Consider the following 15,914-nt stretch of genomic DNA (forward strand, 5'->3'; position numbering starts at 1 on the left):
CAGGTTCATAACAGCCTCTAGAGGAAGCAGTGGCTTCTACGCCTTGACCGTCTGCGGCGCCGTTACCCCTGCTGTCGATTCCCGCACCAGCGGCCCCGGGATCGCCGCCTCCGCAGCACGCATCAGGCGAGCCTCGTGCCGCCGCATGAAAAGCCACAACGCCACAGCTCCGAGGAGGACAAAGGCCAGCAGCCCGAGGCCGACGGGTCCCATGACGTTCTCGATCGAGCGTCCGCATAAGTAAGCGCCGACGCCCATGATTGAGGCCCAAGCGACGCCGCCGAGCGCGTTGAAGGCCATGAAGCGGCGCGCGTCGAGACGGTTCACCCCGGCGAGCACCGCCGCGTAGGCGCGAAGCATCGCGGTGAAGCGGCCGAAGAACACGATCTTGCCGCCGTGCCGGCGGAAGAGATATTGGCCGAGCTTGAGCCGACTGTGGTCGAGGCCGATTAGGTGGCCCTTGCTGATAAGCAGGGGCAGGCCCCACCGACGTCCCACCCAGTAGCCCGCGTTGTCGCCCACAATCGCGGCGGTCGCAGCAACGGCCACGACGAGGGCAATATTCAAGTTGCCAGTGCTGCCGGCGTACACCGCCGAGGTGAGCAGAACCGTCTCGCCGGGCAGCGGAAGACCGGCGCTCTCCAGCGTGATGATGACGAAGAGTGCGATGTAGCCGTAATTTGCGACGAAGTCGCCGATGGGCAGTTCGTGCAGGAAGGACATGCTGTCGCCTCGCGGATCGGAGGAGCACGCTGTCGACGACAAAGGTGGCGGCGACAGGGCGGTCGAAGAAACACCGATCCTAATTTCCTTTGCGGGACATCATGTCCGTAGGCTCGGACGGAGGGGCCGAGCGGATAATGCCAATCGTCTTTTTGGTGTTGATTTGCGCCAGGGCTCGATGGTCCGACCTCGGGGAGCGATCCATTGGCTGATCCCGTGTCCGAGAAGCGCTCGATATCCCGGACGACAGGTTTTGTAAGACGCCCATGCTGAAGCCGACCTCACCGCAGCGCGGGTGCGAGGCCCCCGGGCACCAGGACCGCCAGGCCCGGGGCCGGCCTGCTCCCAAGGGGCGCGTGATGGCTGCAGCCGTTGTCGCAGAACGCGCGCAGGGTGCGCCGGTCCAGGCCGACATCGCACAGTGCATCGTCGTCCAGGGCCGAGAGGACACGGTAATTGCGTGTCGCCGCACGCCGGGCCTGCATGGATTTCAGGATCGCCAAGATCATCGTCCGCTCTCCTCCTGATCGAATACCGATTTCGTATCGCTTATCGACGATTCGGAGCGTGGATTTATTTGGAAGGGGCCGCATCACGCGTTTGAACAATGCGGAGATCTGAATGCGACTTGCCCCGCGCGGATGGCCGCGGGGACCGGCTGGGGGCAGAGCAGCAGCAGGCGCATCAGCGCGGCCTGCCGGCGGGTCCCGGTCTTCTCGAACAGGCGGCGCAGATGCGCGCGGGCCGTGTGCAGGGTGATCCGGCGCCGGGCCGCGCTCGCCGCGAGGTCGTTCCCGGCCAGGATGTCGGTGGCCAGGGCGGCCTCCGCGGGGGTGAAGCCGAACTGGTCCTGCAGCGCGCCCGGATCCGGCAGCGGCGCGGAATCCGGATCGATGATGCGCAGGAGCACGGTGTTCCCGGGGATCGCGCAGGCGGCGATCAGGAGCGTGCCGGTCTCGCCCACCAGGCGGATCGAGCCGCCGACGCCGACCGCGCAGCGGGCGATGAGCCGGCCGAGCGCCGCGCCGTGCTCGGGCGTGGCGCTGCACAGGCACCCGTTCCGGAGGCGCAGCAGGCCCCGGCGGATCAGCGCCTGCGCGGCGGCGTTCAGGAAGAAAGGGCGGCCGGATCGGTCGGTCACCGCGATGCCCTGCTCGAAATGGTCGATCAGCCAGCAGAGCGCGGCCTCCACCGGGACCGCCTCGTGGGCGGATCGCGGGGCGCCGGACCCGCAGGCCGGGTGCAGGTCTCGGTCGGTCAAGGCGATCATGCGCGACCCCCGTCGGAGCGGTACGGCTGACGGTATGAAGAACCCGCGTCGCCGCGCACATATTCCCGGGCGCCGGCAAAATTCGTCATTTTGGCCGGGCGGTCCGGTCGCGGTACAGCGCGACGAAGCTCCGCAGGTCCCGGGCGTTGAGGTCCGACACCGCCCAGTAGGTGAGGTCGCCGGCGCTCCAGCGCTCGATGAACGTCCCGTCCCGGCGCTCCTCGCCGGCCGGCGCATCGCCGGTCGCGGGAACCACGGTGACGCTGATCACGTGCCGGTCGTGGCGGTAGACCAGGGTCGGCACCGGCTTGCCGTCGACGATGTCGATCCGGCCGCCGACCAGCGGGTAGCCCCGTTCGGACAGGTCGGGGGCGTCGGGGGCGATGATCGTGCGGCCGTTGAACCACGGCTTGACCACGTGCCCGTCGGAGGAGGCGATATCGAAGGGCTGCGGCGCGGCGAGGCCGCGCAGGTGGCCGGCCAGGACGGCGTCGGCCGGTCGCGACGGGGCATCGGCGGTCCCGAGGGGAACGACCCAGCCGAGCGACGCGCCGACGGCGATCCCGGCCACCAGCGTCGCGGCGAGCGCTGGCCAGGAGCCGAGCCGGGCACGGCGGGGCTCTGGATCCGCGAACCCGATCGTCTGGACGATCCGGGCGCGCAGGCTCTCGGGGGCCGGCACCTCCGCGAGGGTCGCGCGCACGGCGCCCGAGAGGCCGCGCAGGCGCTCGGCCTGGGCGCGCAGATCCGGCTCGGCGGCGAGGCGGCGCTCCATGGCCAGGACCTCGCCGGGCGACAGCGCGCCGTCGACATAGGCGCTCAGCAGCAGGAGGGTTTCGTCGTCGCCGGTCATCGCCCGTCCTTCGCGAGCCGTTCGAGCAGGTGCTGGCGCGCCCGCGCCAGGCGGGACATCACGGTCCCGATCGGCGCGCCCGTCACCTCGGCGATCTCCCGGTAGCCGAGACCGTGATATTCCCGCAGGACCAGCGCCTCCCGGAACGGGACCGGCAGGGCCTCGATCGCCCGGCCGAGCCGCCCGGCCTCGTCGTGGGCGATGAGGGCGGCCTCGGGGGTCTCCGGCGCCTCGGCGAGCATGCTCCCGGCATCCAGGGCGGCCCGGGCCTCCGGGGCGAGGTCCTCGGCGAAGATCACCGCGCGGGGCCGGTGCCGCTGCAGCCAGGAATAGCCGGTGTTGCGGACGATGGTCAGGAACCACGCCCGGGCATTGCCCTCCGCGAAGGTCTCGATCGCCCGGTAGGCGCGCAGACACGCCTCCTGCATCACGTCCTCGGCGTCGGTGGCGTTGCCGGTGAGCCAGTGCGCGAGCCGGTAGCCCTCATCGAGGCGGGGCAGGACCAATTGGCTGAAGCGCGCACGGGCGAGCGTCGTCATGCGCCGCCGCCCCCCGGATCGATCGCTCGCGCCGCCATCGGCCGCTCACCCCGCAGCTCCGCGCCCCGGAATGAGAACCGTCCAGCCGCCCCGGATATTCCCGGGACCGGCGAAAAATCAGGCGTCGAGCCCGAGCATCAGCCCGAGATTCTGCACCGCCGCACCGGAGGCGCCCTTGCCGAGATTGTCGAGGCGGGCGACCAGCACCGCCTGCCGGTGCTCGGACGAGCCGAACACGCGCAGCTCCAGCCGGTCGGTGTCGTTGAGCGCCTCGGGCTCGATCTTCTCGCTGCCCTCTCCGGTCACCACCTGGACCAGCGGCTGCCCGGCATACCAGTCGCGCAGGGCCGCCTCCAGATCGGTGGCCGCGGGCTTGCCCGGCAGCGCGTCGAGGTGGAGCGGCACGCTCACCAGCATGCCCTGGCGGAAATTGCCCACGGACGGCACGAAGATCGGCCGCCGGGTCAGGCCGCTGAACCGCTGCAGCTCCGGCACGTGCTTGTGGGCGAAGCCGAGGCCGTAGAGCAGGAACGGCGCCGCGCTGCCCCGCTCGTAATCCTCGATCATGCTTTTACCGCCGCCGCTATAGCCGCTGACCGCGTTGACGCTGATCGGGAAATCCGCCGGGATGAGGCCGGCCTCGACCAGGGGGCGCAGGAGCGCGATGCCGCCGGTCGGGTAGCAGCCGGGATTGGCCACGCGCCGGGCCCGGGCCACGGCGGCGCCCTGCTCCCGGGTCATCTCCGGGAAGCCGTAGGTCCAGCCGGGGGCGACCCGGTGGGCGGTGCTGGCATCGAGGATGCGCGGGCCGCCGCCGGGCAGGCTGTCGGCCAGCGCCACCGTCTCCTTGGCGGCCTCGTCCGGCAGGCACAGGACTGCCAGGTCGACCTCGGCGAGCAGCGCCCGCTTGGCCTCGGGATCCTTCCGGTGCTCGGGCGCGATGCTGCGCAGGGTGACGCGGCCGTCGCGCTCCAGGCGCTCGCGGATGCCGAGGCCGGTGGTGCCGGCCTCGCCATCGATGAACACGATGGGCCGCGTCGCTGCTTCGCTCGCCATGATCCGTCTCGCAGGCCAGAATCACACCCGGCCGTTACGCCCCGGAGGTGGAGCCTGCGGGCGGCGCTGTCAACGCCACGTCAGGTCGGCAGGCGGCCGTCGGGCGAGTAGCGGTCGATCGCCGAGGGCAGCTCGCGGGACAGGCGCGACAGGAGCGCCGCCCGGCTGAGCCCGGTCTGCTGGGTCAGGTGATCGAGGGTCTCGGGGCCGATGGCGCGCTCGAGATCGGTCTCGGGGATGTCGCGGTTGGTGCCGTGATTGATCCACGAGGTCGCGGTCTCGCCGTGCCCGCCCTTGGTGAAGTGATCGACCAGCTCGCTGAGGCCGTTGGCGATCAGGCCGCCGACCCCGGCCGAACCGGCGCCGCCCAGCAAGCCCCCGAGGCGGGCGAAATTGTCGGTCCCGCCGCTCGCGGTCGCGGGATTCGGCACGGACGGGACCGGGGACGGGCTGGTCCCGTGATCGTGGCCCTTCAGCAGCTCGGCGAGCTTGTCGCGGTTCTGGTAGCCGGCCAAAGCCAGCAAGCCCAGCAACGCGGTCATCGAGGGGTAACCCTTGCTCATGGCGTGTCCTCTCTGGTGTCCGCCTGTCTGGCTTGAGGCGCGGACCCCGGTCGGCGGATCGTCCCGGGGCCTGCGCGCGGTGTCAGCGGGGGCGGCGCGACGGGGCCGCGGACCGGCCGGCGACGCGGCGGCTGACATAGGCGATCAGCTTCGGCAGGACGAAGATGGTGAGCAGCTTGCGGATCATCGGTGTTCTCCGTGGTTGTCGTCGGAGGGAGCGGCCGGGCGGACGCTCCCGTGGTTCACGTCAGGTCGGGCGGGTCATTTCCTGCCGGCGACGGAGTCGACGACGCTCTTCACGCCGTCCTTGGCCTCGCCGACCGTGCGCTGGCCCTCGCCCTTGAGTTCCTGCGCCTTGCCCTCGACCACGAGCTTGTCGTTGCCCGTGGCCTTGCCGGCGGCCTGCTTGACGTTGCCCACGGCCTCGTTGGCCAGGCCCTTCAGCTTGTCGGTGGTGCTGCTCATCGTGGCGCTCCGGTTGGGGTGGAAAGGTGGATCCTGGGAACCCCCGCGCCGGGCGCGGGGGTCGCGGGGATCAGGCGCGGCGGGTGGCGTAGGACTCGGTCAGGGTCTCGACCTTCGGGGCGCCGAGGCGGCCGCCCAGGAAGGCGGCGATCGCGCCCAGGATCAGCGCGAGGGCGGCGTAGAAGGCGCCCTGCGTCGCGGCCGACTTCGCCGCGACGGCCGCGGCCTCAGCCTTCTGCTTGGCGGTGGCGACCGCCTGGTCGTACTGCTTCTCGTAGTCCTGGATCTGCTGCTTGGCCTGGTCGACCGGGATGCCCTGCGCCTTGGCGAGCGCGTCCGCGGCCCGGGCCTCGGCCTGCTGCTTCTGGGCCGGATCACCGGTCAGAACCGCGCGCACCGCCGCCACGGCCGCATCGCGCGCCGCCTGCGGATCCTGGCCCTGCGCCTGCTGGCGCACGGTCTGCTCGATCCCGTCGATCGGGTTCGAGATCTTCGACAGGGACGGCGCCGCCGCCTGGGCCGCCGTCTGCACGGTGCCGCCGACGAGGTTGCCGGCGCCGCCGAGCGTGGTGGCCACGCCGTTGAAGGCGCCGCCGACGATCCCGCCGACCGCCGAGGTCAGGAGGTAGAGGACGACCAGGGTGGTCACCGACCAGGAGACCAGCCCGTGCAGGCCGGCGGCGCCGCCCACGGGCTTGCCCGAGAGCCGCCCGGCCAGGAAGCCGCCGATCAGCGAGGCGACGATGCCGGAGGCCACGAACCAGATCCCGGCGCTCATCGACAGGGTCGAGGCGGCCGGGTTGTCGGCGGTGTCCATGCCCACGCTGGACAGCCCGATGCCGACGCCGAGCAGGTTGAGGATCACCTGCGCCACCAGCGCCGTGGTGGCGCCCGCGAAGATCGCACCCCACGACACCTGGTGGAGGAGGACGGTGCGCGTGTCGCTCGTATGGGCGAGCGGCGCGGTCGAGAGGCTGGGGGAAGCGGTCACTGGGGGACTCCTGGTCGTCGTGAGAGAGTGGCCGGCGCTCAGCGGCGGCGGGCGTGCATCAACAGGGCGAGGCCGTAGCCGACGGCGCCGGCGATCAGCAGCGCGACGATCGGGCTCTCCTCGACCTGCTGGGCCACGACGCGGGTGCCCCGGCGGGCGTAGTCGCCGGCATGCTCGTAGGCGTCCTCGGCGTAGTGGCCGGCCTCGTCGGCGACGTGCCGGACGGTGTCCTTGGCCTGGCCGTAGAGGTTCTCGGCCGAGCCCTGCGCCTCGCGGAAACGGCCTTCGACCGAGTCGCTCTTCGAGCCGGTGAGGTCGCCCACGGCGCCCTGCGCCTTGCCGACGAATTCCTTGGCGGCTCCCGTCACGCGATCCGTATCAACCATGGTGTCTCTCCTGTCTGAGTTTTCTGGACTGGTGCGGTGGGTGTGCGCCGCTCGGCCCGGTCTACGCGTGGTGCGAGATCTCGGGTTTCGCGTCGGACTTCTGCGAAGAGTACGGAGCCCGGTCCTTCGCGGCGTCGCCGGTCGATGGGCCGATGGCTCTGGTGGGTGAACCCGGCACCGGACCCAGAGTTGCCCCGGGACGGTCTCGACTTCGAAATTCAGGTTTCTCGCGGTCTCGTCTTGGCTGAGCCGCAGATGGGGTCTGTTTTGTTCAGATCAATGGTACGTTCGTACCGGTATTCTTCGACTTATGTACTAGCTTCCCGCGTGGTGAAGCCGTTGTCCCGGCCCCAGACGATCACCTCGGTGCGCTTGTGGACCCCGAGCTTGCGGTAGAGGGCGGCGGCGTGGTTGCGCACGGTGTTGCGCGACAGGTTCAGCCGCTTGGCGATGGCCTCGTCCGACAGGCCGGCACAGACCAGGCCGAGGATCTGGCGCTCCCGGACCGTGAGGCTCTGCACGCCCTCGTCGGCGCTGTCGCGCCCGGGATGCCGGAGGCCGGCAAGCTTCTCGATCAGGCCGCGGCTGAACCACGAGGTGTCGGCCATCACGGTCTCGATCGCGGTGAACAGCTCGCGCTCCGAGCGCTTGCGCTCGGTGATGTCTTGGAGCACCGCCAGGACGTAATCGTCCTCGCCGATCACCACCCGCTCGGCCGAGACGAGGCAGTCGATCTCGGTCCCGTCCTCGTGCCGCATGCAGGTCTCGAGGCCGAGGACGTAGCCGGCGCGCCGGATCGTGGCCTCGAACTTCGCCCGGGCGGCATCCGAGATCCACAGGCCTATCTCCTCGGCGGAGCGCCCGACGGCCTTGTCCTGGCCGTAGCCGAAGATCCGCGGGAAGGCCTCGTTGACGGCCGTGACGGTGAAGCCGTCGGCCCGGGCCAGCAGCGTCGGCACAGGCGTCATCCGGAATGCGGTGGCGAAGCGCGACTCGCTCTGGCGCAGAGAGGTCTCCGCCTTCTTGCGCAGCTCCAGATCCGCGAAGGTGAAGAGCATGCACGGCTCCTCGCCCATCTCGATCGGTTGGCCGGCCACGATGACGAAGCGGGAGCCGCCATCCGGCAGACGCAGGCAGGCCTCCATCTGCGGGACGGTCTGGCCGGCATTGAGCCGCGTCACGGCGAGCTCGCGCTGCTTGGCCTCGGCCAGCACGTCGACCTCGTAGACGCTGCGCCCGATCACCCCGTCGCGGGTGTAGCCGGTCATCTCCAGGAAGCCGGCATTGACCTTGACGTGGCGCAGGTCGGACAGCCGGGTGATCACGGCCGGCGCCGGGTTGGCGTTGAAGGTCTTCTCGAACCGCTCCTCGGCCTCGAATTGCGGCGTGACGTTCTGCAGGATCAGCGCGAGGCAGCTCGGCTGCCCGGCCCGGTCGGTGGCGACCAGGCTGCGCAGGGAATGGACGAAGGCAACGTCCGGCCGGTCGGTGCGCACCACCTCGACGATGACGTCGTGGAAGGTCTCGCCCCGGACCACCCGCTCGATCGGGTAATGCTCGGGTGGCCGGTTGTTGCGATAGCGGACGGAGAACCGGTCCCGGTAGGCGTCGACGGTCTCGCCGAGCTCCTCCAGGCTCTCGGCGCCGTGCATGGCCAGGGCGGCATCGTTGGCCCAGGTGATCGTCTGGTCCGGCTCGACCAGGATCACGCCCTCGGTCAGGCCGGCGATGATCTGCCTCAGCTCGTGTCTGTCGAAGCCCGCGGTCACGGTGGTTCGTCTGCTCCGCCTGATGCGACCCGGACTGGATCGGCGGCCGGTAACAGGCGGCGGGACCGGATGTTCCCTTGTGCGCAATCGGTCTGCTGGTATATTTTACTTAGGTCAGTAATCGGGTGTCGTGGTGCGGGGGCTTACGGTCCCGGCTCCGATCATCCGGCCCCGCGCCGTCATCGCGAGCATCGCGAAGCGACCCGGCCTGGCGGGCCCGCTCCGGACGCGGCGGATCCCTGGGTTGCTCCGGGCGTGCGAGGACGATCGGGCTGCGACGGCCCTTCAGGCGGAACCGGCGGCGCTACGGCGCTGCGCGGGCCAGCAAGCTCTGCAGCGCCCCGAAAGCCTGCTTGGCGACTGCCTCGGGCGGCTCGTGCTCGAGCCGGTCGTTGAAGACTTCCAGCCCGACCGGCCCGCGATAGCCGATCGCGCCGAGCTTCCCGACGAGGCTGGCCAGCGGCAGGCGCCCCTCGCCCGGGAGGAGGCGCGCGTGGCGGGCGACCGCGCGGTAATCCGACGGCTGCACCGGGCCGGCGACATCGCAGACCTGCACCCGGAAGATCCGCTCGGGCGGCACGTCGCCGAGGATGGCCGGCGTCTCGCCGCGGACGAAGAGGTGGTACCTGTCGACCACCAAGCCGGCATGGCGGGGATCGAGCTCGCGGATCGTCGCCCAGACCTGGACCAGCGACGGGTTGACCGTGCTCCAGGCCATGCCCTCGTAGGCGATCCGGAGGCCCCGGCGGCGGGCCTCGTCCACCAGCCAGACCAGATCCTCGGTGATGCGCGCCGGATCGCAGTCCGGGTCCGTGGAGGCGGGCACGAGCAGCGTCCCGGCGCCCAGAGCCGCCGCGGTGTCGAGCAGGGTCAGCGCCTCGTTCCGCTTGGCGGCGCGCGCGTCGCCGGGGGCCCCGTCGAAATCGAGCAGCACCTGGTAGTCGGTGGGGCCGAGGGCGGCGACGCGGGCGCGCAGGCCCGTCGCGCCGTCCTCGGCGCGCTCCACGTCGGTGGACCAAAGCTCGACCTGATCGAAGCCCGCGGCCCGGGCGGCGCGCAGCTTCTCCTCGGGCGATCCGCCCAGCAGCACGGTGTTGACGAAGCGGGGCCGCGGCAGCAGCGCCGCGGAGGCCCGCCCCACGGCAAGGCCGAGACCGAGACCGGTGGCGAGAGCACGGCGTCTGTTCATCCGGATCAAGGCTCCAGGCGCGGCCGACGGCGTCGATGACGGACGACCGATGTGCCACGTCGATCTGGCCCGGAGCTGAGCCCGCCCCGACCGACGGTCGCCGAACCCCACCCCGCGGCCCGTGACCGGCCGGCCAACGAAAAAGGGCGGCACCCGCAGGAACCGCCCGTCTCCGAACCGTCGATGAAGCCGCGGATCAGCGCTTCGAGAACTGGAAGCTGCGGCGAGCCTTCTTGCGGCCGTACTTCTTGCGCTCGACGACGCGGGCGTCGCGGGTGAGGAAGCCCTCACGCTTGAGCGGGGCGCGCAGCTCCGGCTCGTAGTAGGTCAGCGCCTTCGAGAGGCCGTGGCGCACGGCGCCGGCCTGACCCGAGAGACCGCCGCCGGCGACCGTGACGTTGATGTCGTACTGGTCGACGCGGTTGGCGATCTCCAGCGGCTGGCGCAGGATCATGCGCAGCACCGGGCGGGCGAAATAGACCTCGACCGGGCGTTTGTTGATCGTGACCGTGCCCTTGCCGGGCTTGATCCAGACGCGGGCGACCGCGTCCTTGCGCTTGCCGGTGGCGTAGGCGCGGCCCTGGGCGTCCAGCTTCTGGACGTGGACCGGGGCCTCGTTGGCGGGGTCGACCGCGCCGGTATTCGCCCGGTTGAGGTCGGCGAGGGACTGCAGGGTCGCCATGATCAAGCGCTCACGTTCTTGCGGTTGAGGGCGCCGACGTCGAGCGCCTGCGGCTGCTGGGCGACGTGCGGGTGCTCGGCGCCCTTGTAGACGCGGAGGTTGCCGAGGATCTGCCGGAAGAGCGGGCCGCGGGGCAGCATGCGCTCGACGGCCTTCTCGACGACGCGCTCGGGGAAGCGCCCTTCGAGGATGAACTTGGCCGTACGCTCCTTGATACCGCCCGGGTAGCCGGTGTGGTAGTAGTAGCGCTTCTGAACGTACTTGCGGCCGGTGAACTTCACCTTGTCCGCGTTGACGACAATGACGTGGTCACCGCAATCGACGTGGGGCGTGTAGGCGGCCTTGTGCTTGCCGCGCAGGCGCATGGCGACGATCGAGGCGAGACGGCCGACGACGAGGCCCTCCGCGTCGATCACGATCCACTTCTTGTCGACCTCGGCGGGTTTCAGCGAGGTGGTCTTCATGGCGAGATCCCAGGGTTCCGACGCGACGGGCACCGACGGATCGGGGCGCCGACAGCATCGGGGTGCCGAAAAACGAGCCGCCGCGTGGGGGGCACGCGGCGGCGACGGCCGGTGGATAGCCGGGTGCGCCCGGCGCGTCAACCGGGAAAATCGAAATCCTGAAAACGTGTTCTGTCTGAAAGGCTTAGCGTTAGCGGTATCATGATACCGCGTCGGTCAATCCGGGCGCTTGCCCCGCTCGGCGATGGTGAGCCGCTGGACGCCGCGGCCGGCCAGCACCGGCTTCTTCGCGCTGAGGATGCGCGAATTCACCCCGGTCCAGCCGATCTCCCCCGAGAGCCGGCCGTACTCGATCTTCGGGCAGCGGTTCATGATCACCGTGACGCCCCGCGCCTCGGCCCGGGCGGCGGCCGCGTCGTCGCGCACGCCGAGCTGCATCCAGATCACCTTGGGCAGCGGATCGAGGGCGAGCGCCTCGTCCACGAGCGGGCCCGCGGCGGCGGAATTGCGGAAGATCTCGACCATGTCGATCGGCTCCGGGATGTCGGCTAGGGCGGCCACCACCCGCCGCCCGAGCAGGTCCTGTCCGGCGAGACCCGGATTGACCGGGGTGACCGCGTAGCCCCGGTCGATCAGGTATTTCAGCACGATCCAGCTCGGGCGGGCCGGGTTCGCGGAGGCGCCGACCAGCGCGATCGTGCGCGTGTCGTTCAGGATCTTGCGGATCTGCGCCTCGGGATAGCGCGCGTGCCGGGCGGCGAAATCCGGCCCCGGCCCATCGATGTCGCTCGTCTCGTGCATGTCGCGGATCCGCTCCCGCCGCATCATCGCAAGGCCGGCGGCCGTGCGGGCTCCCATCTCTATAGCCGCCAGACCGTATGCCCCAGCGCCCGGAACGCGTCCGGGTCGTAGAGCGACTTCACGTCGACGATCAGGCCCCCGGGCCTGAGCCGGGCGGCGATGTCTTCTGGGGGGCGCTCGGCATAGTCCCGATGCGGCACCGCCACCACCACGGCGTCGACCCGATCGGGCAGGTCGGCCCAGTCGACGAGGTCGATGCCGTACTCGGCCCGGGCCTCGTCCTTGCGGGCGCGGGGATCGTGGACCGAGACGGCGCAGCCGAACTCGGCCAGCTCCCGGACCAGGTCGGCAACCTTGGAATTGCGCAGGTCGGAGCAATTCTCCTTGAAGGTCAGGCCGAGCACGATGACCTTCGCCCCCCCGGCGCTGCCGCCCTCGTGTGCCCTTTGCCGGACGATCAGCTTGACGGTCTTGCGGGCGACATGGGCGGCCATGCTGTCGTTGATCCGCCGCCCGGCCAGGATCACCTGCGGGTGGTGGCCGACCATCGCGGCCTTGTGGGTCAGGTAATAGGGATCGACCCCGATGCAGTGGCCCCCAACCAGCCCCGGGCGGAACGGCAGGAAGTTCCACTTGGTGCCGGCGGCCCGAAGCACCTCCAGGGTGTCGAGGTCGAGCTTGTCGAAGATCTGCGACAGCTCGTTCATCAGCGCGATGTTCAGGTCGCGCTGGGTGTTCTCGATGACCTTGGCGGCCTCCGCCACGCGGATCGACGAGGTCGCGTGGATCCCGGCCGCGATGATCGTCCCGTAGAGCACGGCGAGCCGTTCCAGGGTCTGCGGGGTGTCGCCGGCCACGATCTTCACGACCTTGGCGAGGCTGTGCTCCCGGTCCCCGGGATTGATCCGCTCGGGCGAGTAGCCGACCCAGAAATCCGCCTTCCAGCGCAGGCCGGAATGCTGCTCCAGCACGGGGACGCAGACCTCCTCGGTGGCGCCGGGATAGACCGTGGATTCGAACACCACGATCGCCCCGCGCCGCATGTGCCGCCCGACCAGCGCCGAGGCCTCGATGAGCAGGCTGAAATCCGGGCTCTGGGCGTCGTCCACCGGGGTCGGCACCGTGACGATGATCACGTCGGCCTCCGACAGGGCGGTCGGGTCGTCGGTGATCGCCAGATGGGTCGCGGCCCGGAACGCGGCCGGCTCGATCTCCCCGGCCGGGTCGATCCCGTCCCGGTAGGCCGCGACCTTGGCGGGGGCGCGCTCGTAGCCGATCGTGCGCAGGCCCTGCCCGAAGGCCAGGGCGAGGGGGAGCCCGACATAACCGAGGCCGACGATGGCCAGGCAGGTCGTTTCGGAGGGGGTGACGTCCATCGGTGATGCCGTGCGGGGCGCGTGCCGCCCGGACCGGGTCATACCCGCTCGCGGCGGGTTTCGGTATGCGGGCGCCTATCGTCCATCACCACCCGCCTCCCAGAGGCTATGATGTTGACACATCGGCGTGTGCAAGGCGCGACAAGCCCCCCTCTCCCGTGCGGGAGAGGGGACTCGAGCCACATCCGGAAGCGTGTGGATCCGGTCGCCCACGCGGCGGCGGGAAACGCCCGCGCATGCCCGGCCACCGCCCTCACCCCACCGACATCCGCAGCGGCGGCTCCACCTCCGGCGGGAGCGGCGAGACGTAGCCGGCGGCGCCGACCCGGCGGGCGAGGTCGGCCTTGGCGGCCTCGCGCAGGGCCGGATCGGTGAGCGCCAGGGCGCCGGTGGCGGCCATCGCCTTGGCGACCTGGACCATCGCCTTGTGGGCGGCCGGGCTGCGCCCCTGGGCGACCACCTGCCAGGTGTGGAACGGCGTGCCCACCGCCACGGTGGGCGCGTGGGCCTGGACGGTCGGCACCACCCAGCTCACGTCGCCGACATCGGTGGAGCCCACCGCCGGGTTGCGCGGGGCGTCGAGCGGCACCAGGAAATCGGCGAGCGGCGCCTCGGTGCGCGGCAGCCCGATGGCGCGAAACACGGCATCGATGTCGCCGTCGCTGAGCGTGGACCGGATCTCCGTGGCGAAGGCCCGGTCGGCCGCGTCGAAATGCGGGGGGCCGAGCTCCTCCATGACCCCGTGGAGCGCCCGCTCCAGCGGATCGTTGCCCAGGAGGTTCGACACGGCGCTGACGATCCGCACCTCGACGCTGGTCTCGGTCATGAGCGCGGCGCCCTCGGCCACCTTCTTCACCCGCTCGACCAGGGCGAGCATCCCCGGCAGGTCCCGCGCCCGGATCGAGTAGCGCACCTTCGCGCTCGCCTGGACGACGTTGGGGGCGATGCCGCCGGCGTCGAGATAGGCGTAGTGCACCCGGGCGTCGGAGGGCATGTGCTCGCGCATGTAGTTCACGCCGACGCTCATCAGCTCCACCGCGTCCAGCGCCGAGCGGCCGAGATGCGGCGCGGCCGCCGCGTGGGCGGTCCGGCCGGTGAAGATGAAATCCGCCCGGGTATTGGCGAGCGCCACCGGGGGCGCCACCTCCCAGAAGCTGCCCGGGTGCCAGGAGATCGCGATGTCGGCATCCGCGAAGGCGCCCGCCCGGACCAGGAACGCCTTGGCGGCCCCGCCCTCCTCGGCCGGGCAGCCGTAATAGCGCACGCGGCCGGGGGTGCCGGTCTCGGCGAGCCAATCCTTCACGGCGGTGGCGGCCAGCAAAGCCGCCGCCCCGAGGAGGTTGTGGCCGCAGCCATGGCCGTGGCCGCCGGCCTCCACGGGCCGGTGCTCGGCGACGCCCGCCTCCTGCGACAGGCCCGGCAGCGCGTCGTACTCACCCAGGAAGGCGATGACCGGACCGCCCTCCCCGGCCTCGCCCATCACCGCGGTGGGGATGCCGGCGACCTGCTCGGTGACGCGGAAGCCCTGGTGGCGCAGCTCCGCCGCGTGCTCGGCGCAGGAGCGCGTTTCCGTGTAGCAGACCTCCGGCATGCCCCAGACGCGCTCGGAGAGGGCGATCAGCCGCTCCTTCTGCGCGTCCACGTGGCGCCACACGGTGTTGCGGTTGTCCATCAGGTCGTCTCCGAGCGTGTCTCGCGCCGATGCGCACCACCATAGCGAGTGCCGCACCCTGCATGTCAGACGGTTCCCGGTCTGGTCGCTCGGCCGATCCTCCCACCGTCATCGCGAGCGCAGCGAAGCGACCCAGGGATCCGCCACGGCCCAAGATCGCGCGCTGCCCTGGGTTGCTTCGCTGCGCTCGCAATGACGGGGAAGGCCATTCGAGATCTTCAACCGAAATCCGTATCGAGCCCCGTCATGCAGGCCCGGGGCCAGGCTGCCGAGCCCCGGCGACGACGTTTCGCCCCAAGCGTAACTGGCGCGCCCCTTGCCAAGAGCCTTGCGAAAGCCGCACCCACAAGGATGCTGTGCGGGTCGCGGCGACAATCAGGGATCGATGCATGGACGAGCGGGATCTGCGCGGGCTCATCGGGCGGGTGAAGTCCGGGGACCTGTCACGGCGCGGCTTCGTGCAGCGGACGCTGGCGGTCGGGCTCTCCGCGCCGCTGGCCGGGCTGATGCTGGCCGAGAACGGGGTGGCGATGGCCGCCGATTTCCGGGCCGCCTACAAGCCGACCAAGGCCGGCGGCGGCGGCGCGCTGCGCCTGCTCTGGTGGCAGGCGCCGACCCTGATCAACCCGCATTTCGCCATCGGCACCAAGGACCAGGAGGCCTCGCGGATCTTCTACGAGCCGCTGGCGGCCTGGGACCCGGACGGCAACCTCGTGCCGGTGCTCGCCGCCGAGATCCCGTCCAAGGAGAATGGCGGGCTCGCCGCCGACGGCCGCTCGGTGGTCTGGAAGATCAAGCCCGGTGTGGCGTGGCACGACGGCAAGCCGCTCACCGCTGACGACCTCGTCTTCACCTGGGCCTATGCCCGCGATCCGGCCACCGCCGCGGTGACGATCGGCTCCTACAAGGATTGCAAGGTCGAGAAGATCGACGACCTCAGCGTCCGGATCCTGTTCGACAAGCCGACGCCGTACTGGAGTGATGCCTTCGTGGGCACCGTGGGCATGATCCTGCCCAAGCACCTGTTCGCCGCCTATACGGGCGCCAAGTCGCGGGAGGCGCCCCAGAACCTCGCGCCCGTGGGCACCGGCCCCTACCGGTTCCTCGAATTCCGG

18 protein-coding genes are annotated in these 15,914 nt (G+C 70.8%); 1 reads left to right on the forward strand and 17 read right to left on the reverse strand.

Annotation, left to right across the window (positions count from 1 at the left end; translation table 11 throughout):
* Window positions 1–36: 36 nt before the first annotated feature.
* From WYO_RS19920 to WYO_RS20000, 17 genes are all read right to left on the reverse strand, one after another.
* On the reverse strand, window positions 37–723 hold the full coding sequence (locus WYO_RS19920; RefSeq protein WP_007565837.1) for a DedA family protein: 687 nt from the start codon (window positions 721–723) through the stop codon (window positions 37–39).
* 281 nt (window positions 724–1,004) lie between these two features.
* Complete coding sequence (locus WYO_RS19925) at window positions 1,005–1,232, reverse strand: hypothetical protein (RefSeq protein WP_007565838.1); 228 nt, start codon at window positions 1,230–1,232, stop codon at window positions 1,005–1,007.
* Window positions 1,233–1,315: 83 nt separating this feature from the next.
* Window positions 1,316–1,993 (reverse strand): helix-turn-helix transcriptional regulator, encoded by a 678-nt coding sequence (locus WYO_RS19930; protein ID WP_007565839.1) that lies wholly within the window; start codon window positions 1,991–1,993, stop codon window positions 1,316–1,318.
* 85 nt (window positions 1,994–2,078) lie between these two features.
* The gene (locus WYO_RS19935) at window positions 2,079–2,846 is read right to left on the reverse strand and encodes an anti-sigma factor (protein WP_007565840.1); all 768 of its coding nucleotides are present in this window, start codon (window positions 2,844–2,846) and stop codon (window positions 2,079–2,081) included.
* On the reverse strand, window positions 2,843–3,385 hold the full coding sequence (locus WYO_RS19940; RefSeq protein WP_007565841.1) for a sigma-70 family RNA polymerase sigma factor: 543 nt from the start codon (window positions 3,383–3,385) through the stop codon (window positions 2,843–2,845). The genes WYO_RS19935 and WYO_RS19940 overlap by 4 nt, the downstream gene beginning before the upstream one ends.
* A 117-nt stretch (window positions 3,386–3,502) precedes the next feature.
* A complete protein-coding gene (gene argC, locus WYO_RS19945; protein WP_007565842.1) occupies window positions 3,503–4,441 on the reverse strand; it encodes an N-acetyl-gamma-glutamyl-phosphate reductase in 939 nt (312 codons plus the stop codon).
* Window positions 4,442–4,521: 80 nt separating this feature from the next.
* Window positions 4,522–5,004, reverse strand: a complete 483-nt coding sequence (locus WYO_RS19950; protein ID WP_007565843.1) for a YidB family protein — start codon at window positions 5,002–5,004, stop codon at window positions 4,522–4,524.
* Between the two features lie 261 nt (window positions 5,005–5,265).
* Complete coding sequence (locus tag WYO_RS19955; protein WP_007565845.1) at window positions 5,266–5,469, reverse strand: CsbD family protein; 204 nt, start codon at window positions 5,467–5,469, stop codon at window positions 5,266–5,268.
* 70 nt (window positions 5,470–5,539) lie between these two features.
* Window positions 5,540–6,460, reverse strand: coding sequence for a hypothetical protein (locus tag WYO_RS19960; RefSeq protein WP_007565846.1), 921 nt, complete (start codon window positions 6,458–6,460; stop codon window positions 5,540–5,542).
* Between the two features lie 38 nt (window positions 6,461–6,498).
* Window positions 6,499–6,846, reverse strand: coding sequence for a CsbD family protein (locus WYO_RS19965; RefSeq protein ID WP_007565848.1), 348 nt, complete (start codon window positions 6,844–6,846; stop codon window positions 6,499–6,501).
* Between the two features lie 308 nt (window positions 6,847–7,154).
* Window positions 7,155–8,615 (reverse strand): helix-turn-helix transcriptional regulator, encoded by a 1,461-nt coding sequence (locus tag WYO_RS19970; RefSeq protein ID WP_007565849.1) that lies wholly within the window; start codon window positions 8,613–8,615, stop codon window positions 7,155–7,157.
* A 304-nt stretch (window positions 8,616–8,919) separates the two neighbouring features.
* Complete coding sequence (locus WYO_RS19975) at window positions 8,920–9,804, reverse strand: sugar phosphate isomerase/epimerase family protein (RefSeq protein WP_007565851.1); 885 nt, start codon at window positions 9,802–9,804, stop codon at window positions 8,920–8,922.
* A 196-nt stretch (window positions 9,805–10,000) separates the two neighbouring features.
* Entirely contained in the window at window positions 10,001–10,486 is a 486-nt protein-coding gene (gene rpsI, locus WYO_RS19980; protein ID WP_007565853.1) for a 30S ribosomal protein S9, read from the reverse strand.
* A gap of 2 nt (window positions 10,487–10,488) precedes the next feature.
* On the reverse strand, window positions 10,489–10,950 hold the full coding sequence (gene rplM, locus WYO_RS19985) for a 50S ribosomal protein L13 (protein WP_007565855.1): 462 nt from the start codon (window positions 10,948–10,950) through the stop codon (window positions 10,489–10,491).
* 216 nt (window positions 10,951–11,166) lie between these two features.
* The gene (locus WYO_RS19990; protein ID WP_047170888.1) at window positions 11,167–11,751 is read right to left on the reverse strand and encodes a CoA-binding protein; all 585 of its coding nucleotides are present in this window, start codon (window positions 11,749–11,751) and stop codon (window positions 11,167–11,169) included.
* A 59-nt stretch (window positions 11,752–11,810) separates the two neighbouring features.
* On the reverse strand, window positions 11,811–13,127 hold the full coding sequence (locus WYO_RS19995) for a nucleotide sugar dehydrogenase (protein ID WP_039903489.1): 1,317 nt from the start codon (window positions 13,125–13,127) through the stop codon (window positions 11,811–11,813).
* A gap of 253 nt (window positions 13,128–13,380) precedes the next feature.
* Window positions 13,381–14,799, reverse strand: coding sequence for a M20 family metallopeptidase (locus WYO_RS20000; protein ID WP_007565858.1), 1,419 nt, complete (start codon window positions 14,797–14,799; stop codon window positions 13,381–13,383).
* A 389-nt stretch (window positions 14,800–15,188) separates the two neighbouring features.
* Between WYO_RS20000 and WYO_RS20005 the strand changes: the two genes are divergently transcribed.
* Window positions 15,189–15,914: ABC transporter substrate-binding protein (locus WYO_RS20005; protein WP_007565859.1), on the forward strand; the 726-nt coding region annotated here is incomplete at its 3' end.

This window comes from Methylobacterium sp. GXF4 (assembly GCF_000272495.1).
Lineage (GTDB): Bacteria > Pseudomonadota > Alphaproteobacteria > Rhizobiales > Beijerinckiaceae > Methylobacterium > Methylobacterium brachiatum.